We start from the raw sequence: 18,642 nt of genomic DNA, 5'->3' as shown, positions 1-18,642 counted from the left end.
CCAGCTTCTAGGGCTCCAGCAGGATCCCGATCGGGAAGTCTCCGCACCGCACCAGCCGCGTACCGTCGGACGGGCCCCCGGCAGCCCACAGCGCGGCCACGTCGACGTCCCGCACCAGCGACCCGCCGCTGCGGCGCGGTGAGTTCGACGCGATCACCCGGCCGTGCGCGTTGATCAGCGTCGCCACGCACGGCACCGCACGCAGCGACGGCAGCACGATCGCCTCGAACCGGCCCACGTCGACGTCGCTGCCGACGACCCCGACAAACGCGGCGCCGTCCCTGACCGACTCGGTGAACGTCAGCGTGTACTCGTCGGTGCAGAGGTAGTCGACGTAGGGCCCGGCGACGTTCCGCAGGCCGGTGCGCTGCGGGTCTCGGTACCAGGGCAGCGTGGTGTAGTCGTAGAAGTGCTCGCCGTCCGGGTCGACGTCGACGATCAGCCGGCTCGGTTCGCCCGCCGGTTCCCGGATCCACCACTCCAGCCACCATGGTGCGTCGGCGAGCGTGCGCGGCGCCGCGACGAACCCGGCACCCTTCGCCAAGCCGCCCGGCGTCCGGAGCGGGGCAGTGAGCGCGGGGTAGAGCTCCGCGAGATCGTCGCGCTCGACCGGGGTGCCGATCTCACGGGCGCGCCCGAACACGGCCTCGGCGTCCCGGCGTAACGCGGCGACCCCCGCGAAGACCCCCTCGACCGTGGTGCGGACCGCGGTGACCACCCCGGACAGCGCGGCGCCGAGCGGCGTCGCGGTCATGTGCGGATGGCGCGTGCGATCCATCCCCGGATCATCCCGCAACCAGCGCCGGAGAGGGTCGGGTGTCCGGGGGATCCCGCTATGGGTTCGTCGTCTCGCGGACGAGTTCGAGATGACGCTCAGTAAGGTCGTCGACCGCGTCGTGGATGCGGTTCTCGGCAGCGGCGCGCGCGTTCGCGCTGTCGCCTTTCACGACCGCCGCGGTCAGCGCGCGGCACCGCTCCGCAGCGCGCCGGTGCGCGGCGTCGTCCTCCAGCACCAGCCAGAGCAGCGGCCCCACTTCGGTCTGCAGCGCGATCTCCGCCCTGGTCAGACGCGCGGATTGGGCCGCAGCGGCGACCTCGATCGAGAAGTGTCCGTCCGCCCGTCTCCGGTCGCCGGGGGTCACCGCCGCCTCCAATGTGGCCACCGCAGCGGTCAGCCGCTCGACGTCGTCGGTGTCGGCACGCTCGGCGGCGAGGTGGGCGGCGGCCCCGCTGATCGCCGCGTAGTGGTCGCCGATGTCACGGAGCGTGCCCGGACTGAACGCCCGCAGCCGGTCGCGGAGCGCGTCGCCGGTGTCTTCCGCGGGCGACCGGACGAAGCTGCCGCCGCCCCGGCCGCGGCGGGTCTCGATCAGACCGCGCTGGCGCAGCGCGGTGAGTGCTTCCCGCACGGTCACGGTGGAGACCCCGAACTCAGTAGCGAGGTCGGTCTCGCTCGGCAACTGCTCGGCGTCGGTGAGCAGGCCGAGCATGATCGCGTCGGCGAGCCGGTGAGTGACCAGCTCCGTCCGGCTCAGGCTCTCGAGCGGCGCGAAGACCGCGGACCGCGGCCCACGGTAGAACCGTCGCGTCCCCATGCCGACCCTTCCCCTGCTCTTGCGCGACGCTGCGGCCTTCCTGAGCCTCGCGTTTCTCCAAGATAAATTCCCGGGCTCCCATATTGTGCTGTGAACTATGACGTCATAGGTTTCGGCGCGTAGTCAGCACAGGGTCGCCCTGCGGCCCAACGTCGTCGTCCCCCGCGGAGTTCCGTTGCGTCCCAACAGCAGGTACCGATGAGTGCGCCGGCCATCGAACTGCGCGGCTTGCGCAAGACGTTCGGTGACGTCGAGGCCGTCGCCGGCATCGACCTGGAGATCCCCGACGGTGAGTTCTTCTCGCTGCTCGGGCCGTCCGGATCAGGCAAGACGACGCTGCTCCGGATGATCGCCGGGTTCGAGTTACCGACCGACGGCCAGGTCCTCCTGCAGGGCGTCGACGTCACGCGCCGGCCGCCGTACGACCGGGACGTCAACACCGTGTTCCAGGACTACGCGTTGTTCCCGCACCTGAGCGTGCTCGGCAACGTGGAGTACGGCCTGCGGGTCAAGGGCGTCGGCAAGCGGGAGCGGCGGGAGCGCGCGGAGCAGGCGCTGACCTCGGTCCGCCTCACCGGCTTCGGTGACCGTCGGCCCGGGCAGCTCTCCGGCGGCCAGCGGCAGCGGGTCGCGCTGGCCCGCGCGCTCGTCAACCGTCCGAAGGTCCTGCTGCTCGACGAGCCGCTGGGCGCGCTCGACCGGGCACTGCGTCTGGAGATGCAGGTCGAGCTGAAGCAGCTGCAGCGGGACGTCGGCATCACGTTCGTCCTGGTCACCCACGACCAGGACGAGGCGCTGACGATGAGCGACCGGGTGGCGGTCGTCCGCGGTGGACGGATCGAGCAGATCGACACCCCGGCCGGCCTCTACGAACGCCCTCGCACCGACTTCGTCGCGGGTTTTGTCGGCGTCACGAACCTCCTCTCCGGAGCGACCGCGGCCGCGATCCTCGGCGACGAGGCCACGGTCAGCATCCGGCCCGAGAAGATCCGGATCGCTGCGCTCTCCGATGCGTCCTCGGCGGACGGTTCCGCTGCCGAGGGCACCGTGCGCGAGGAGATCTACCTCGGCGCGTCCACCCGGTACGTCGTGGATCTCGACGCCGGCGGCCAGCTGGTCGTGCAGCGACAGAACGAAGGCGATACCGGCGACTCTGCCGACGGACACCGGTTCGACCGCGGTGACCGGGTCCGGGTGAGCTGGCATCACTCCCACGCGCTGCCGGTCAACGGCGAACAGCCCGCTCTCACAACCCCCTGAACGACCGGAGAAAGCCATGAGAACCCGTCCGTTAAGCCGTGTTCTTGCCGGTGCTGCGGCTGTCGTGCTGGTTGCGGCAGCAGCAGCGTGCGGTACCAGCGACGACAGCGAGTCGTCGTCCGAGTCGAGTGCCGGGTTCACGCCGCCGAAGCTGGAGGCGCTGGACAAGCTCGGCACTCCGGAGGGTGCGCTGAGCATCCTGTCGTGGGCCGGGTATGCCGAGGACGGGACGAACGATCCGAAGGTGGATTGGGTCTCCCCGTTTGAGAAGGCGACCGGGTGTCAGGTGAACGTGAAGGTGTTCAACACCTCGGACGAGGCCGTGAGCCTGATGAAGACCGGGGAGTACGACGTGGTGTCGGCCTCGGGTGACGCGTCGCTGCGGTTGATCGCGGCGGGTGACGTCGAGCCGGTCAATACTGACTTGATTCCGAACTACGCCGACCTGTACCCGTTCCTGAAGGACCAGAAGTGGAACAGCGTTGAGGGTGTCTCGTACGGGGTTCCGCACGGGTGGGGCGCGAATCTGCTGATGTATCGCACGGACGTGGTGAAGCCGGCGCCGACGTCGTGGTCTGCGGTGTTCGAGGAGAACGCGGCGACGAAGGGCAAGGTGACCGCGTACGACTCGCCGATCTACATCGCGGACGCGGCGCTGTACTTGATGAAGCACCAGCCCGACCTGGGGATCAAGAACCCGTATGCGCTGGATGACAAGCAGTTCCAGGCTGCGGTGGATCTGTTGAAGAAGCAGAAGGTGAACGTGGGGGAGTACTGGTCGGACTACCTCAAGGAGGTGTCGGCGTTCAAGTCGGGTGACTCGGTGATCGGCACGAGTTGGCAGGTCATCGTGAACGTCGCGAAGTCGGAGAAGGTGCCGGTGGAGGCCGTGTTGCCGTCCGAGGGTGCGACCGGCTGGTCGGACACCTGGATGGTCGGGGCGAAGTCGAAGCACAAGACGTGTGCGTACAAGTGGCTCGATCACATCGTCAGCCCGGAGGCCAACGCTCAGGTCGCGGAGTACTTCGGCGAGGCACCGTCCAACCCGAAGGCGTGCGCGCTCACCGCGGACAAGGCGCACTGCGACACGTTCCACGCCGGTGACGAGGCGTACGCGAAGCAGGTCTGGTACTGGTCGACGCCGATCACCCAGTGCCTCGACGGCCGCACCGACGTCAAGTGCAAGGACTACAGCGCCTGGACCCAAGCCTGGACCGAAATCAAGGGCTGAGTCGGCGGGGTCCAGATCCGTAGCAAGTACAAAGGCGAATGCGCGCTGCGCGCGCTATTAGGAGAACCATGACGGCGACGTTGGAGCGGCGCCCACCGTTGGTGCGGCGGGTGTCGACGGCGCTGTACCGGAGGCCCAAGGCTCGGCTCGGGTTGCTGCTCTCGGTGCCGTTGCTGTGGCTCGGGCTGGCCTACCTGGGCGCGCTGGCGGCGTTGTTCGTCGCGGCGCTCTGGTCGGTCAACGACTTCACCGGCCAGATCGTCCGGGCGTGGACGTTCGAGAACTTCACGACGCTGTTCACCGGCGAGGTCTACCGCACGATCACGCTGCGGACGATCGGCGTCGCGGTCGGCGTCACGGTGATCGACGCGGTGATCGCGCTGCCGGTGGCGTTCTACATGGCCAAGATCGCATCCCCCCGCGCCCAGCGGTGGCTCGTCGTCGCGATCCTCACCCCGCTCTGGGCGAGCTACCTGGTCAAGGTCTACGCGTGGCGGCTGATGTTCAGCGGCGACGGCATCCTGTCCTGGTTCGGCGGCAGCCCCGGTTACGGCCTCACCGCGACCACGGTCACGCTGGCCTACCTCTGGCTCCCGTACATGATCCTGCCGATCTACGCCGGCCTCGAGCGGCTGCCCGACTCGCTGCTCGACGCGGCGGGTGACCTCGGGGCCCGGCCGTTCCGCAGCTTCCGTACGGTCGTGCTCCCGACGATCTTCCCGGCCGTCGTCGCCGGATCGATTTTCACGTTCTCGCTCTCGCTGGGCGACTACATCACGGTGCGGATCGTCGGCGGCACCAAACAGCTGCTGGGCAACGTCGTCTACGACAACATCGGCGCGGCCAACAACCTGCCGTTCGCCGCCGCGGTCGCGACCGTCCCGGTGGTCATCATGCTCGTCTACCTGGCCGCCGTCCGCCGCACCGGCGCACTGGAGAACCTCTGATGACGCTGTCCAAGACCGCCCGAGTCGCGCTGCGCACGTTCACGGTCCTCGCGCTCACCGCGGTCTACGTCCCGCTGCTCGTCGTCCTGGTGAACTCGTTCAACGCCGACCGGACGTTCGGCTGGCCGCCCTCCGGCTTCACGCTCGAGTGGTGGGAGCGAACCGCGCAGAACACCGGCGCGCTCGACGCGCTCTGGACGAGCGTCCAGGTCGGACTCCTCGCCACCCTGATCGCGCTGGTGCTGGGCACGCTGGCCTCGTTCGGACTCCAGCGGCACCGGTTCTTCGGCCGGGACTCGATCTCGCTGCTGATCGTGCTGCCGATCGCGCTGCCGGGCATCGTCACCGGCATCGCGCTGAACAACGCGTTCCGCACCATCCTCGGCGTCAACCTGGGGTTCCTGACGCTCGTCGTCGCCCACGCGACGTTCTGCGTGGTGATCGTCTTCAACAACGTGATCGCCCGGCTGCGCCGGCTCGGCGGGAACCTGGAGGAGGCGTCGATGGACCTCGGCGCCGACATGTTCACCACGTTCCGCCTGGTCACGTTCCCGATGCTGCGGTCGGCGCTGCTTGCGGGCGGTCTGCTCGCCTTTGCGCTGTCGTTCGACGAGATCATCGTGACGACGTTCACCGCGGGCGCCGGTACGCAGACGCTGCCGATCTGGATCCTGAACAACCTGTTCCGACCGAACCAGGCACCGGTGGTCAATGTCGTCGCCGCGGTGCTGATCATCCTGTCGGTGGTGCCGATCTACCTCGCGCAGCGCCTGTCCGGCGACAGCGCGGGCGGCGGCCGGTTCTGACCCGCGCCGTTTCAGAACCCCGCGAGGAGTAGCAGCGGCGTGCCCGGGGTCGAGGGCTGGTCGGCCAGCGGCGCGAACCGCAGCAGGCCGGACAGCTGCTGGCCCCGGAGCCGCCGAGTGGCCAGCAGCGCACGTCCGTCGAGGCGACCTGCCGCCACGCCCAGCAGGTCGGCGGCGGCTCCTTCGACGACCGTTCCGCCGGGGCGCCGGGACCCGAGGTCGGACACCGTCCAGCCGTCCTCGTGGGCGGCGAACGCCCACCCGCCCTCCGGCGTCCGGAAGGCGGCGCTGCCGGTCAGGCCGGAGTCGACGGCGAGCGCGCCGGTGACCTCGGCCAGCGCCGCCAGTCCACCGCTGAGCAGCGCGGCTGACGGTGCGGGCGCACCGCACGGCACCAGGTCGAGCGCGGTGACCGCGAGCAGGTAGGCCTCGCCGACCAGCACCGAGAGCAGCGGAATCCGTCCGAACGAGGAGACGGTCGGCGCCAGGTCGAGCGACTCGTCGTAGTTCGTGAAGTAGATCGCGACGGCGTCCCGGCGGCGGCGTAGCGCCGAGAGGACCTCGTCCCGCGACGCGTGAAGGTGCGCCGCCACCACCGCGTCGCGTACGTCCCCGACGTCCGGCGGCGGGCCCTGGCCGCCACTGCGTGCGGACGTGACGAGATCGTGCACCGCCCGATGTTCCGTCCACAGTCCGAGTTGGACGCACAGGTCGTGACCGCGTTGGCCCGGAGCGCCGCTCGGGCGTTGCAGGTCGGCACCGTCCGCCACCAGGAGGAACCCGTCCCAGGCAGCCAGCACCCACGGTCGGACGACATCTCTCCCGGCATCGGCGAGACCGTGCGTACTCACCATGTCTCCACATGTTGCCCACCTGGAGGCCATGCCGAAAGGCTCCGGGTAGCCCCGGCGCCGTCGGCCGAACGGGTCAGGCCGCCCAGGTAGCACGGCGGTCGGCGAGGTGCCGAGGCTGAGGACCCGACCGGTGCTATTCAGGGCGAAAGGGGTGCGGGGAACCGGAGGGGGCAGTTCAGTGGAGGCACGCAGCGTGGCCGTAGCGGTCCTCGGGGCGTCGATGGTGATGACGCACGTCGTCGGGCCGGCGCCGGACGTCGCGTCCCGGCCGGGCGTACCGGCGGACCAGCCGCTGTCGGGCGCGGCCGACGGCTTCGCCGGGCGGGCAGGCGACTTCGACGGCAACCGCCGGGACGACGTGGTGGCGTTCACCCGCGGTGAGGGCGGCGACGTTTATGTGGCGCGCTCCACCGGTACCCGGTTCGACGGCATCGGCGATCTGTGGTCGGACACGTTCGCGTTCTGGAGCCAGGCGCCGCTCACCGGTGACTTCGACGGTGACGGCCGCAGCGACGTCGCAGCGTTCGCCCGCGGGAACAAGCCGACGGTGACGGTCGCGCTCTCCACCGGGCGGTCCTTCGGCCCGCCTCAGGTCTGGGCGACGTCGTTCGCGCCGAACGTCGAGATCCCCGCGGTCGGTGACGTGAACGGCGACGGCCGGGACGACGTCCTCGCGTTCCGCCGGGGCCACGACGCGGTGGTGTCGGTGGCACTCTCCACCGGGCGCTCGTTCGGCGCGGCGACGCCGTGGCACGGGCACTTCGCCACCGGGGCGTCGATACCCGTGGTGGGGGACGTGAACGGCGACGGCCGGGACGACGTCGTGGCGTTCACCCGGTACGGGGCGGCGGACGTGGCAGTGGCGCTGTCCACCGGGCGCTCGTTCGGCCGGGCGGCGTGGTGGAGCGGGTGGTTCGCGGAGGATCAGGCGTTGCCGGGGCTCGGTGACGTGAACGGCGACGGCAGGGCGGACGCCGTCGCGTTCGCCAGGGGGCGGAGTGCGGAGGTCACCGTCGCCCTCTCCACCGGCCGGTCCTTCCAGCGCCGGCCGACGCCGTGGCTGGCCTCGTGGGCGACCCGTGAGGCCGTGCCGGGGCTCGGCGACTTCAACGGCGATGGCCGGGACGACGTCGCGGCGTTCACCCGCGGTGGCCGGGCGGACGTCCACGTCGCGCTGTCCACCGGCGGTTCGTTCCGGGAGACCCCGGAACGCTGGCACGAGTACTTCGCGGCCGCGACCGAGATACCGCAGCCCGGCATTCTCTGGTGACCACAGCAGAGGGGGCGCGCGGGCCGTGGCCCACGCGCCCCCTCTCCGACGGTGCCTACAGGGCCGAGACCAGGCCGCGCAGGATCACGACGGCGAAGAACACCAGGATGAACGCGAGGTCGATCGAGATACCGCCGACGCGCAGCGGCGGAACGATCTTACGGACCGGCGCGAGGACCGGCTCGGTGATCCGGGTGACGACGTTGATGGCCTTTGCCCGGAACCCGCCCCAGGCAGGCGGCCCGGCCAGGACCACCGACCAGTCCAGGATCACGCGGGCAATCAGGACGATCCAGAACAGCCAGAGGATGAGCCCCAGTAGGGCGCCGACGGCGCTCATCGCAGGGCCCGGCGGGTGCGCGGGACACCAGAACTGTGCACTGTTCCTCCTCGGGGGGCTTCTACCGTTTCAACAGTGCGTCGGCGAGCTGAGGGGAAACTGAGAGAAGTATGGGGAGACGCTGAGCACTCGGGTAGGTCAGCCGCGGCGCCGCGACGACTTGCGTTCCCGGTAGAAGCGGGCTCCGGTCGGCGCGGGTGAGGCCACCGGCTCCGGGACGACAAAGCCGGTCGGTGCGGCGGCCGGGCGGGCGTCCTCGGTGTCGCGTCGCCGCGGCCGGTAGAACCGTGCGCCGACCGGCGCGACGTCCTCGTCAGCGGGGAGCCGGATCACCGGCAGCTCCTGGGTGATCGCGCGACTGATCGCACGCCGGGCCTCGGCAGCCGCCATCACGGCGCGGGTAGCCTCCTGGGCCGCGCGGGCGGTCCGCATCGTGTCGGCCATTATTTCGCCGGCCCGTTGGGCGGCGATGCACGGTAACGGACGACCGCACGCGCAGACCCCGCGCTCAGCCCGGTGGGCTTCGGCGATCAGATAGGCATCCGTCCACCGGTCGGGATCAGTGCAGCCCGGCGGTGGTGTCGGCCGATCCAGCGGCATCCGCACCTCCCCGTCTCCAGATGGCGCGCGGAGTTACCTTCCGGGCGGCATCGTGCCAGCCCGAAACGGGGGAGGGAACGCTACTCACCGGTAGCTTACGTATCGGAAACCCGGGCGACACGACTGCTCCCCGGGCGCAACTTCGGCGCACCCGAGATCGCACCCGTCGGCAGAATCCTGAGGGTATGACCGACGGCGGGGGCGCGACAGGTCGATCCCGGCGGGTGCTCATCGTGGAGGACCAGCCGGATCTCGCAGCGCTGTTCACCCTGCAACTGCAGGCGTTGGGGTGGCGCGTCGATCAGGTCGGTACGGAGGCCGAAGCGATCCAGATCGCGGCCACCGAGCCGCCCGACGCGATCATCATCGACACGCTCATCCCGGCGGCGGACGGGCAGCCGCTGATCGATCGGTTGCGGGCCGAACTGGCGGGCCGGCCGTGCCGGCTGATCATCTCGACGATCTACGAGCCCAGCGACTTCGCGGGTGTCGACGTCGACGCCGTGCTCACGCTGCCGCACCACCGGGCGGCGCTGGAGTACGCACTACTGGCGAGCTGATCGGCATCGCCGGACCCGGTCCGAGTCTGGGGGCCGGGCGGCGACACGCCGACGAGCGGCGGGCTCGACCGAGGGAATCGGACCGTATCGGTCCGGCCGCCCGTCGGTCGGGTTAACGGTGGTGACTGTCAGTGCTCGGAGTTGTACTGATCGATGACTTCCTGCGGGATGCGGCCGCGGTCACTCACCTGCAGGCCCTTACTCTTGGCCCATTCCCGGATGGCCTGGTTCTGTTCGCGACCGGACCGTTGTGTGGTCGCCGCCGGGCGACGATTCGTACGGGTTCCGCCGCGACCGGCCTTCCGTGCCGCCTGCACATACTTGCCGATCGTTTCCCGCAGTGCGGCAGCATTGTCGCCCGACAGGTCGATCTCGTAAGACGTTCCGTCGATCGCGAAGGAGACGGTCTCTTCGGCGGTACCGCCGTCGAGGTCGTCCACCAACATGACCTGTACTTTCCGCGCCACAGAAGTTCTCCTCGTCGTGCTATCGGTGGCCACACCCTACTAGTCACACGGAACGAATCCCGCATCCACCCTGGTGTGTTCCGGGCGATTCCCAACGGTCGGAACCGATAACCGATCCATAACGAATCGATGGTCTAGAGAGTTCCGCCTCGGAGCAAATGTGGGGACTGTGGCCGGTCTGCCTGGGTGGTCGGTTGCGGATTGCAGGATATCGCTCTGCCGCTACCAGGTGGGGTTAATAGTGGGGCTGCTAGTCGAACAGGGTGATACTCACCACCACCCCAATACTGGCCGTGATCAGACGATCATTCAAGAGTGGTCGGGTAACGCTTCTCGCCTAACACCGAGCACGGCAGTGAATTGCGTGACTGGACCGGCGCGCCTGGCGTAGGGGTTGCAAATAGTCCGTTCTGGCACCAAAGTTCCCTCCGTCGAGCGGTGCTGTCGCGACTGCTCGGCGGTGTCGTGGCCGTTGAGGCCTGCGGGTGGACCCGTTCGAGGGTGGTGGATGCTTCGTGTGCTGCCGGACCGGCGCGTTGCGCGCGCCGCGGGGTAGTACCGGATCGCCCGCTCTGACGACGATTGCCGCGGCCGACCGGTCACAGTCCATTGTGGGGATGGAAGTTCGAACGAGTCGATAGCCGACCGATGTCGGTTGTCGACGGGCTTGTCGCTTACCGACTGGGTTCGTCGGTTACCGGGTCGCGCCGTTCTCGCGCCGGGTTCTCGGGCCGTTCTCCGGACGGTTCTCCGTGCACCCTGACGCGTCGCTCGTGTGCGAACCCGGCGTCGTTATCGGCGGTGTCGGTCGAAGCCGCCGCTTCCTCCTTCGGCGACACGTTCGCTCGTCCCTGATCTCGGCCGACGCCGGGGGCGGGGCTCTTACTCAGTTCACACGCACCTCAGGAGAGGTCTCTATTTCGATGAACATCTGGATTCGTCGTTCGCTGCAGGTCGGAACGGTGTCCGCGGGCATCGTCCTGGCCGGTGCGGCGGCCGCGCAGGCGCAGGAACACCAGAGCGGACCGGTGACCGGGAAAGCGGGAATCGTCAACCAGACCGGCGCCGTGAGTAGCGTCGTCTCGGGCGGCACCAAGAACGCGGACGAGAACGACACCGACCCGGGTATTCCGGCCGGTGCGACTCCGTCCGGCGGCGTCGCGAACAACGCGCAGGAGCCGGACACCAACCCGGGGACGCCCACCGGCGCGCTTCCGTACGGTAACGCCGCGGAGCAGCCCGCCGGTCAGGCTCAGCAGCCGGACGAAGCCGCTCCGGCGCCCGCCGCTCCGGCGGCTCCGGCTCCGGCAGCTCCGGCGGCCAACCCCGCTCCCGCTGCTCCGGCCGCCAACCCGGCTCCGGCGGCGCCCGCCGCCAACCCCGGTCCGGCCGGTCGCCCGGTAGCGGGCCCGATCGGCGGCCCGAACGCCGTCGGCGCCAACAACGTCATCGTGCGCCCGATCGTGCGCCCGATCGTCCGGCCGGTCGTCGTCATCGAGGATGACGACGACTTCGACGTCGACTTCATCGGCCGCGGTCCGCGCTTCCACCACGGGGACCGGTGGGACCGCTGGGACGACTGCCGTGGACACCGGCACCACCACCGCTGGGACTGTGACCGGTTCGAGCGTCGTCACTGGTGCGGCGGCCGTGACCGCGGCTGGCGTGACTGATCCACTGATCCGGCCCTAGGGCACGATTTCTGTTTCCTCGTTCAGGCACCGGACGCCCGCCCTCGCTCCCCGAGGGCGGGCGTCCGACTGTGGTCAGCCGCGTGTCCGGCGGCCCTCTCGGGCCGCCCTGCGGGCTCGCGCCGCGACGCGCTGGGCAGACGCAGTCCGCTGCGGCTGCAGCGACCGGCGCCGCCAGAACAGGCGCTGGACGAGGAGCGTCAGCACACCGCCGAGGACGATCGACGCCAGGTTCACGACCAGCTGGACGGCGGACCCCCACGCCTCGTCGAACACTCCGAACGCGACGGCGACCGAGACGTTCGCGGCCGCCGGCACCGTCGTGACCGAAATGAGGACGCCGACCAGCGCACCGGATTTGGCCGACGTCAGCGAGACGATCCCGGCGATTCCGGCCAAGAAACCGACGATCCAGGAGAGCGCGTCCGGACGCCAGATGAAATCCGTCAGCGGACGCTCGTCGAGCAACATCGACCGGTCGGCGAGGTCTGCCGCAGCGAGCAGCCAGACCGCCCCCAGCGTCAGCAGCATCGCCACCGGGAAGCCGACCAGCAACGCGACGGTCGCCCGTTTCGCCATCGTCCACTGCCGCTGGACAACCCCGACGCAGAGCGCGGCCAGCGGCCCGAAGTCCGGCCCGACGACCATCGCGCCGACGATGAGGATCGGTTGGTCGAGCAGGACGCCGATTGCCGCGATGATCGTGGCGACGGTGAGGAACACCAGGTAGGTGGCCGACAAGTGGGTCTCGTCGCTGACCCGCTGCTCGATCTCCTCCCAGACCACTGCGTCGGTGCCCAGCCCGGGGGCGGCGCGTTCGGCCTTCTTGCCCGCCTCGGACATCAGGATGTCGATGTTCTCGGCCGCGATCGAGCCGTCGTCGGCGATGCCCAGCCCGCGCAGCGCGCCGAGAACCGCGCTCGCGCCTTCCCTGGCGACGTCGCAGAGCACGACGTCGCCGACCGGATCCCTGGCCGCGCCGGAGAGCACGACCAGGTGGGTGACCGACACGTCGCCCTCGAGAAGGTCGAGCACGGCAGGCATTCGGTCCGCCGGCACGATCAATCGCAGGTGAAGCACGGCCTCACGATAGGGCGCTCAGAACAGCGACAGCGGCTCCGCGAGGCGGTCGGGGTCGGGACGGTCGGCAGGCGGCTCGGCCCAGTCGGCTGACGTCGTGACGACGACCAGGCGGTGCGTCGCGCGGCTGAGCGACACGTACAGCACGCGGTGGCCCGCGCTGGACTCCGCGATGATGCCGGCGGGCTGCACCACGACGACCCCGTCGTACTCCAGCCCCTTGGCCTCGATGCTGTCCACGACCTGCAGTCGCCCTGCGCCCAGCCCGCTGAGCCGCCCGGCGACGTCGTCACGCTCGTCGGCGGTGGTCACCACACCGACCGTGCCCTCGACGTCCGCGAGCAGCTCCACCACGGCCGCGCGGAGCTCGTCCTGGAGCCGGTCGTCGGAGACCACCCGCTGCTCGGGTTCGGCGCCCGTGCGACGCACTGCGGTCGGCAGATCCAGACCCGGCTCCCACCGGCGCAGGACCGAGGCCGCCAGCTCGAAGATCTCCGCCGAGTTCCGGTAGTTGGTGGTGAGCATGAACCGTCGCCGAACCCGGGTGCCCACGGCCGCATCCATCGCCGTCGCAGCCTCGTCCGGGTCCTCCCACGCGCTCTGCGCCGGATCGCCGACCAGCGTCCACGACGCATATTTGCCGCGTCTGCCGAGCATCCGCCACTGCATCGGCGAGAGATCCTGGGCCTCGTCGACGACGATCAGCGAGAACTCGTCGTCCTCGTCGTCCGGAACTTGCGTTCGCGCAGAAGCCCGGTCGGAGGAGAGCCGGATCTCCTGCATCTCCCATTCCTCGGGCCGGCGTCGCCGGCCCTGCGGCTTCGGTGGTTTGCCGAGCAGCGCCCGCAGCTCGTCCAGCAGGGCGACGTCGGCCACCGACCAGCCGGCCCGGGCGAACGACGCGGCGACCAGCGGGACCTCGTCGCGGCGGAGATCGGAGCCGGCGCTGCGGGCCAGGCGGGACCGGTCGGCGGCCCAGCGCAGGACCCGCTCGGCGTCGACGATCGGCCACCACGCCGCGAGGAACTCCCGGAACTCGGAGCGATCGCGGAGCTCGGCGTCGAACTCCGCACGCTCCCAGTGCTCCGGCGGCTCGGCCCAGGACCGGGAGACGTTCCAGAGCGCGTCCAGCACAGCGGTGGTGGCCTGGCCGCGCGAGCTGTTCGGCGTGCTGCCCCGCCGCCTGGCCGCCTTTCGCGCGGCGGCGAGCGCGGCGGCGTCCAACGTGAGGACCTCACCGCCGTAGACCGTGCGGAACCGGGTCGGTGCCGTCGGCACCGGCAGCCAGACCAGGCGGGAGAGGACACGACGCATCCGCAGCGCGCCCTTGATCGCGGAGAGCGCGGCGTTGTCGCGGCGGGTCGCTTCGATGCCGGTGAGCATCGTGGCCAGCGACCGCAGCACGACGCCTTCCTCGCCGAGCGAGGGCAGCACCTGGTCGATGTAGCGGACGAACGTGGGAGACGGCCCCACCACCAGGACACCGCCACCGGCGTACCGGTTGCGGTCGGAGTAGAGCAGGTAGGCGACCCGGTGCAGCGCGACCGCGGTCTTCCCGGTGCCAGGGCCGCCCTCGATGATCGTGGTGCCGCTCGCGGGCGCGCGGATCGCGACGTCCTGCTCGCGCTGGATCGTCGAGACGATGTCGCGCATCGCGCGGCCGCGCGCGCGGGCCAGCGTCGCCATCAGCGCGCCCTCACCGACGACGGCCATGCCCTCGGGGGCGGCGGACGGATCGAGCAGGTCGTCGGAGAGCCCGACCACCCGGGTGCCGGACGAGTGGATCACCCGTCGGCGGATGACGCCGAGCGGGTCCTCGGCGGTGGCGCGGTAGAACGGGGCGGCGGCCGGCGCTCGCCAGTCGACGACCAACGGCTCGTACGTGGCGTCGAGCACGCCGAGCCTGCCGATGTGGCGGGCCTCGCCGCTGTGCAGGTCGAGCCGGCCGAAGACCAGGCCGTCATAACCGCTGTCCAGTGCCTTCAGTCGCCGGGCGGCCTGGTGGACGAGGACGTCACGCTCGTAGAGCGCGCCCTCGTTCCCCAACTGCGCCCGCCGGTGTCCCTCTGCTTCGACCTCGCCTGCGCCGGATCGGAGTTCCTCCAGCCGCGCGTAGACCGCGTCGACGTGACGCTGCTCGGCGGCGATCTCGGTGGTGAGGACGGATGGGCGGTCGATCAACGTGGTGCTCCGGGCTCCGGGAGTGGAACGGCGGACCCTCTCCCCGGGGCTCGTCGCTGAGCTCGGGGTCGGTCGTGCCGTCCTGGAAGCCTAGACAGGGTCGAGCGGTGTCGAGTCGTGCCGTGAGCCGATGTAGTCGCCCACACCGGCCGATAGGATGATTAGCGCTGGTGGCGGGCTGCCCGCTTGAGCAGGGCCCGCAGCGGCGTCGATCGAGAGACCTCCGCGTCACGCTGGTAGGTGAGGTCCGCGACGAGGTCGTCCCGGCCGGTCGCGATCGCGTGGTTGACCTGGCTGATGTAGTGCTGCTCGAGCAGCTCGTGGTCGATGAGCGAGTGCTTGTCCATGATCTGAGCGTGCATGCCCTGTGTTTCGGCAGCGTGGCCAGAAGGTTGATCGTTTCAGATCAACTGCGAGTCTCGTCACAGCAACGCTTTGTCGTCACGCCCGGACGGCGGCGACCGTGGTCGGGGGGTCGAGCAGCACGCCCCGTGCGGTGGAGCCGAGCCGGGCGCGAGCGCCTGCCGGGCGTCCGTTGACCCCGACGACGAGCAGGTCGGCGCCGCGGGAGAGACGGCTGAGCACCGCGAGCGGCCGGCCGCGGTGGACCGCCGAGGCCGCGCGCACACGGTAGCGGTCGGCGAACGGGCCCACCTCGTCGTCGACCAGCGCCGACGCTCCGGGGTCATCGGTGACGACGGTGTCGAGCAGGCTGTCGTCGTGCCAGTAGTCGGCCGCCGAGCCGGTCGTCACGTAAACCGCGACCAGCGGGCGGCGGTGACCGGCGGCGTGCGCGAACGCGTACTCGAGCGCGGCCCGGGAGGCGGGTGAACCGTCGACGCCGACCACTACGTGGCCGGGGAACGGCCCCTGCTGCGGCTGGGCGGGCTGGAGGCTGGCCGGCGGCCGGGCGACGACCGCGGCCGAGCGGCCCTCGGTGGCGAGCCGGACCGCGATCGTGCCGACGAGCTGGGTGCCGGAACCGGCACCGGCCGCGGTGCCGACGACGACGATGCCCGCCTGGTCGGCGGCGGCGGCCAGTACCGCCAGCGGGCGACCGTCACCACGGACCGTCCGGACGTGCCCGGCGGGAACCGCGCGGCGGGCGAGTGCGCCGGCCTCGGCCAGGACGGCGTCGGCGCGCTCGTCGTTGCCCGCGTGGCAGACGACCAGCGGAGCGTGGAGTGCGCGAGCCTCCCGGGCGGCCCAGGTGAGGACGCCGGTCGGATCGTCGCCGCGGGAGACGCCGACCACGATGCCTGCCGCTGCCGGTGCCCAGCGGGGGGTGCCGGTGACCCGACGCTGAACCTGTTCCCTGGGGCGCAACGGAACCGGGTTGGTCATGGGGGAGGCTGACGATCTACTTGTGTCGAAAACCGTCACGGCTCCCCCTCCTGCGACGGCAGGCGCCCCGTCGTTCGTGCTGGTGGTTAGCGATGGGGCTCGCGAACCCCGCACTCAGCGTGCCTAATTCGACGGCGACTCACCACCGGATCTCTGTAATCGGGACGGATCCCAGCGGTGTGCCATCGGGCGTTGTGTGGTGTTTACCAGCGGTGATGACAGGGCGTTGGGTCACGTTACGGGTTGTAGGTGAGCGCTTGAGTACCACTGCTTGGGAAACGCAGTGTTCTCGTTGCGTGAACACGGCCGGGCGCGCGCGGCCTCCCGTCCCTCCCCAGAGGGGGCGGGGGCCGCGCGCGCCGGGTTTATTCACCCGGCTCCGGTGTGCGGGACGACCGGAGCCGGGGAGCTCGTCACGACGACCCGGGAAGGCTCCACGCGAGGAACCGGCCGGTCGACTCGGCGACCTGGACGGGCCGGGGCATCTCCTCGGCTCGCCGCGGCTCCTCGGGTTCCAGCGGCAGCACCAGCCGGACCGTGGTGCCCAGGCCGGGCGTGCTGTCCAGCTGGACCACCCCGTCGTGCGCGACCGCGATCGCCTCGGTGACCGCCAGACCCAGCCCGGCGCCGGGGGCCTCCACCTGTTGCGCGTGCGCACCGCGGAAGAACCGCTCGAACACCCGCGGCAGTTCGTCTTCCGGGATCCCGACGCCGGTGTCGGTGACCGTCACGACCGCGGCCTGCCCGTCAGCGGTCGTGCCAGGGCCGACGCGGACCGTGATCCGCCCGCCCGGCGGTGTGAACAGCAGCGCGTTCGAGAGCAGGTTGTCGATCGCGGTCCGCAGCATCGTGCCGTCGCCCGCCACCCCGTGCGGTGGTTCGACCTGGACGTCGAGCGCGACCCCGGTCTGCCGGGCGCGTGCGTCGCAGGCCCGGACGGCGTCCCCGACGACGCTCGCCAGGTCGACCGGCGACCGGTGGACGGTCGCGGCGAGGGTGTCGCCGGCCCGCGCGGTGACCAGCAGGTGGTCGATCAGCCGGACCAGCCGGTCGGCGTTGCGGCGGATCGCCGTGACCATCCGCTCGCGGTGCTGCGGAGGAACGTCGTCGTCCGACTCGTCGAGCAGCTCGAGGTTGCCGGTGATCACCGCGACCGGCGTCCGGACCTCGTGTGTGATCAGCGAGATGAAGTCGCTGCCGAACCGGCCGAACGCGGCCGCCTCGGCGGCCGAACGCCGGGCGTTCGCGCCGAGCGCGAGGATCGCCGTGGCCTGGTCGGCCAGCAGGCCGAGCAACTGGGCGCGCTCGGGTCCGAGGACGCCGGGCTTGTGGTCGAGGACGGAGAGGGCCCCGACGACGTTGCCCGCGGTGTCGTGCAGGGGGACGCCGGTGTAGGACCGGGCGCCGGAGTCCGCAGCGGTGAGTGGGCCGACCGCGTATCGGGGGTCGGCGAGGAGGTCGGGGATCTGCAGGGGTGCCCGGTCGCCGACCACCCGAGCACACGGCGACGCCGCGCGGGGGAGCTGGAGGACGCCGATGTTGTGCCGGACGATCGTGCGTACCCGCTCGGCTTCGACGAGCGTGAGCATCGCCATCGGCGCGCGCACCGCCTCGGCGGCGATCCGGACGATGTTGGCCAACACCGGCTCGACCGAGGTGCTCAGCTCACGCGTCGTCCGCACTGCGGCGAGCCGTGTGGGCTCGTCGGCCCAGCGGGCCGGAAGCTCGACATCCATGTCAGTCCCCGTGTGGTGAGAGGCGGCACTAGCGGCCGTCTCTGGCGTTGCCCGGTCGGCATCCGTGCCCCCGGTTACGCCCCTCACATCGTGCGGCCGGCCGCCTCTCGTCAGCGAAAACGTGGTTGCGCTTCCGGTGCGGGCGCCGGGCGCCGAAGCGGATTGCATTTGGAAGGCCTCTGGCCCTTCTCAATGCAATCTGCCTAAACGCCGCGAGCCGCCCTCCGAGGGAAGGGCGGCTCGCGGGGGTGTGTGGGTTGTGGGGTCAGACGCGGGTGGTGGCCGAGGGTGCTCAGTGGCGACCTCGGTCGCCCCTGGGTCAGACGCGGGTGGTGGCCGAGGGTGCTCAGTGGCGACCTCGGTCGCCCCTGGGTCAGACGCGGGTGGTGGCCGAGGGTGCTCAGTGGCGACCTCGGTCGCCCCTGGGTCAGACGCGGGTGGTGGCCGAGGGTGCTCAGTGGCGACCTCGGTCGCCCCTGGGTCAGACGCGGGTGGTGGCCGAGGGTGCTCAGTGGCGACCTCGGTCGCCCCTGGGTCAGACGCGGGTGGTGGCCGAGGGTGCTCAGTGGCGACCTCGGTCGCCCCTGGGTCAGACGCGGGTGGTGGCTGCGGTGTCGGCGACGCCGTCGCCGTTGGTGTCGGCCACGGCGGTGTCGGTGTAGCCGTCGCCGTCGGTGTCG

Annotated in this window: 18 protein-coding genes; 7 read left to right on the top strand and 11 right to left on the bottom strand. The window is 70.7% G+C overall.

Going from position 1 to position 18,642, the window contains the following annotated elements; all coding sequences use genetic code 11:
• Positions 1-7: 7 nt before the first annotated feature.
• Positions 8-778, bottom strand: a complete 771-nt coding sequence (locus BUB75_RS40505; RefSeq protein ID WP_218618074.1) for a PDC sensor domain-containing protein — start codon at positions 776-778, stop codon at positions 8-10.
• Positions 779-833: 55 nt separating this feature from the next.
• Positions 834-1,595, bottom strand: a complete 762-nt coding sequence (locus BUB75_RS40500) for a FadR/GntR family transcriptional regulator (RefSeq protein ID WP_073265540.1) — start codon at positions 1,593-1,595, stop codon at positions 834-836.
• Between the two features lie 198 nt (positions 1,596-1,793).
• Here BUB75_RS40500 and BUB75_RS40495 point away from each other — a divergent pair, with 198 nt between their 5' ends.
• From BUB75_RS40495 to BUB75_RS40480, 4 genes are all read left to right on the top strand, one after another.
• A complete protein-coding gene (locus tag BUB75_RS40495; RefSeq protein WP_073265538.1) occupies positions 1,794-2,855 on the top strand; it encodes an ABC transporter ATP-binding protein in 1,062 nt (353 codons plus the stop codon).
• 16 nt (positions 2,856-2,871) lie between these two features.
• Positions 2,872-4,086 carry an ABC transporter substrate-binding protein gene (locus BUB75_RS40490; protein WP_073265536.1) on the top strand — a complete coding sequence of 405 codons (1,215 nt, stop codon included), beginning with the start codon at positions 2,872-2,874 and terminating at the stop codon, positions 4,084-4,086.
• A gap of 68 nt (positions 4,087-4,154) precedes the next feature.
• Entirely contained in the window at positions 4,155-5,033 is an 879-nt protein-coding gene (locus tag BUB75_RS40485; protein ID WP_073265534.1) for an ABC transporter permease, read from the top strand.
• On the top strand, positions 5,033-5,839 hold the full coding sequence (locus tag BUB75_RS40480; protein WP_073265531.1) for an ABC transporter permease: 807 nt from the start codon (positions 5,033-5,035) through the stop codon (positions 5,837-5,839). The genes BUB75_RS40485 and BUB75_RS40480 overlap by 1 nt, the downstream gene beginning before the upstream one ends.
• Positions 5,840-5,850: 11 nt before the next feature.
• Here BUB75_RS40480 and BUB75_RS40475 read toward each other — a convergent pair whose 3' ends face one another.
• The gene (locus BUB75_RS40475; protein ID WP_073265529.1) at positions 5,851-6,693 is read right to left on the bottom strand and encodes a hypothetical protein; all 843 of its coding nucleotides are present in this window, start codon (positions 6,691-6,693) and stop codon (positions 5,851-5,853) included.
• Between the two features lie 193 nt (positions 6,694-6,886).
• Between BUB75_RS40475 and BUB75_RS40470 the strand changes: the two genes are divergently transcribed.
• Positions 6,887-7,963, top strand: coding sequence for an FG-GAP repeat domain-containing protein (locus tag BUB75_RS40470; protein WP_143175730.1), 1,077 nt, complete (start codon positions 6,887-6,889; stop codon positions 7,961-7,963).
• A 55-nt stretch (positions 7,964-8,018) separates the two neighbouring features.
• Here the strand turns inward: BUB75_RS40470 and BUB75_RS40465 are convergent, their stop codons facing one another.
• Together BUB75_RS40465 and BUB75_RS40460 are read right to left on the bottom strand one after the other, a co-directional pair.
• Positions 8,019-8,303, bottom strand: a complete 285-nt coding sequence (locus BUB75_RS40465; protein WP_073265525.1) for a YggT family protein — start codon at positions 8,301-8,303, stop codon at positions 8,019-8,021.
• A gap of 138 nt (positions 8,304-8,441) precedes the next feature.
• On the bottom strand, positions 8,442-8,747 hold the full coding sequence (locus tag BUB75_RS40460) for a hypothetical protein (RefSeq protein WP_073265523.1): 306 nt from the start codon (positions 8,745-8,747) through the stop codon (positions 8,442-8,444).
• A 341-nt stretch (positions 8,748-9,088) separates the two neighbouring features.
• On the opposite strand from BUB75_RS40460, the gene BUB75_RS46820 reads away from it, so the two are divergent.
• On the top strand, positions 9,089-9,463 hold the full coding sequence (locus BUB75_RS46820; protein WP_073265521.1) for a response regulator: 375 nt from the start codon (positions 9,089-9,091) through the stop codon (positions 9,461-9,463).
• Positions 9,464-9,591: 128 nt separating this feature from the next.
• Here BUB75_RS46820 and BUB75_RS40450 read toward each other — a convergent pair whose 3' ends face one another.
• On the bottom strand, positions 9,592-9,930 hold the full coding sequence (locus BUB75_RS40450; RefSeq protein WP_073265519.1) for a histone-like nucleoid-structuring protein Lsr2: 339 nt from the start codon (positions 9,928-9,930) through the stop codon (positions 9,592-9,594).
• A gap of 923 nt (positions 9,931-10,853) precedes the next feature.
• Between BUB75_RS40450 and BUB75_RS46815 the strand changes: the two genes are divergently transcribed.
• A complete protein-coding gene (locus tag BUB75_RS46815; protein WP_178380104.1) occupies positions 10,854-11,603 on the top strand; it encodes a hypothetical protein in 750 nt (249 codons plus the stop codon).
• A 93-nt stretch (positions 11,604-11,696) separates the two neighbouring features.
• On the opposite strand, the gene BUB75_RS40430 is transcribed toward BUB75_RS46815, so the two are convergent.
• The 5 genes from BUB75_RS40430 to BUB75_RS40410 form a co-directional block, all read right to left on the bottom strand.
• Entirely contained in the window at positions 11,697-12,701 is a 1,005-nt protein-coding gene (locus tag BUB75_RS40430) for a DUF389 domain-containing protein (RefSeq protein WP_073265511.1), read from the bottom strand.
• A gap of 18 nt (positions 12,702-12,719) precedes the next feature.
• Positions 12,720-14,882 (bottom strand): HelD family protein, encoded by a 2,163-nt coding sequence (locus BUB75_RS40425; RefSeq protein ID WP_073265509.1) that lies wholly within the window; start codon positions 14,880-14,882, stop codon positions 12,720-12,722.
• Between the two features lie 161 nt (positions 14,883-15,043).
• Entirely contained in the window at positions 15,044-15,229 is a 186-nt protein-coding gene (locus BUB75_RS40420) for a hypothetical protein (RefSeq protein WP_143175728.1), read from the bottom strand.
• Positions 15,230-15,323: 94 nt separating this feature from the next.
• On the bottom strand, positions 15,324-16,226 hold the full coding sequence (locus BUB75_RS40415; protein ID WP_073265505.1) for a universal stress protein: 903 nt from the start codon (positions 16,224-16,226) through the stop codon (positions 15,324-15,326).
• Positions 16,227-16,639: 413 nt separating this feature from the next.
• Positions 16,640-17,962: a GAF domain-containing sensor histidine kinase gene (locus BUB75_RS40410; protein WP_073265503.1), complete on the bottom strand. Its 1,323-nt coding sequence runs from the start codon at positions 17,960-17,962 to the stop codon at positions 16,640-16,642.
• Positions 17,963-18,642: the final 680 nt, after the last annotated feature.

This window comes from Cryptosporangium aurantiacum (assembly GCF_900143005.1).
Taxonomy (GTDB): Bacteria; Actinomycetota; Actinomycetes; order Mycobacteriales; family Cryptosporangiaceae; genus Cryptosporangium; species Cryptosporangium aurantiacum.
The sequence above is the reverse complement of the archived record's forward strand: the minus strand, read 5'-3'. Positions and strand labels throughout refer to the sequence as shown.

What these genes read in the sequence shown, in the direction of transcription:
- BUB75_RS40460 (WP_073265523.1), bottom strand. Translation starts at nt 8,747, where the DNA reads ATGGCCGACACGATGCGGACCGCCCGCGCGGCCCAGGAGGCTACCCGC.
- BUB75_RS40495 (WP_073265538.1), top strand. Translation starts at nt 1,794, where the DNA reads ATGAGTGCGCCGGCCATCGAACTGCGCGGCTTGCGCAAGACGTTCGGT.
- BUB75_RS40500 (WP_073265540.1), bottom strand. Translation starts at nt 1,595, where the DNA reads ATGGGGACGCGACGGTTCTACCGTGGGCCGCGGTCCGCGGTCTTCGCG.
- BUB75_RS40505 (WP_218618074.1), bottom strand. Translation starts at nt 778, where the DNA reads ATGGATCGCACGCGCCATCCGCACATGACCGCGACGCCGCTCGGCGCC.
- BUB75_RS40475 (WP_073265529.1), bottom strand. Translation starts at nt 6,693, where the DNA reads ATGGTGAGTACGCACGGTCTCGCCGATGCCGGGAGAGATGTCGTCCGA.
- BUB75_RS46815 (WP_178380104.1), top strand. Translation starts at nt 10,854, where the DNA reads ATGAACATCTGGATTCGTCGTTCGCTGCAGGTCGGAACGGTGTCCGCG.
- BUB75_RS40465 (WP_073265525.1), bottom strand. Translation starts at nt 8,303, where the DNA reads ATGAGCGCCGTCGGCGCCCTACTGGGGCTCATCCTCTGGCTGTTCTGG.
- BUB75_RS46820 (WP_073265521.1), top strand. Translation starts at nt 9,089, where the DNA reads ATGACCGACGGCGGGGGCGCGACAGGTCGATCCCGGCGGGTGCTCATC.
- BUB75_RS40410 (WP_073265503.1), bottom strand. Translation starts at nt 17,962, where the DNA reads ATGGATGTCGAGCTTCCGGCCCGCTGGGCCGACGAGCCCACACGGCTC.
- BUB75_RS40415 (WP_073265505.1), bottom strand. Translation starts at nt 16,226, where the DNA reads ATGACCAACCCGGTTCCGTTGCGCCCCAGGGAACAGGTTCAGCGTCGG.
- BUB75_RS40480 (WP_073265531.1), top strand. Translation starts at nt 5,033, where the DNA reads ATGACGCTGTCCAAGACCGCCCGAGTCGCGCTGCGCACGTTCACGGTC.
- BUB75_RS40485 (WP_073265534.1), top strand. Translation starts at nt 4,155, where the DNA reads ATGACGGCGACGTTGGAGCGGCGCCCACCGTTGGTGCGGCGGGTGTCG.
- BUB75_RS40420 (WP_143175728.1), bottom strand. Translation starts at nt 15,229, where the DNA reads ATGGACAAGCACTCGCTCATCGACCACGAGCTGCTCGAGCAGCACTAC.
- BUB75_RS40490 (WP_073265536.1), top strand. Translation starts at nt 2,872, where the DNA reads ATGAGAACCCGTCCGTTAAGCCGTGTTCTTGCCGGTGCTGCGGCTGTC.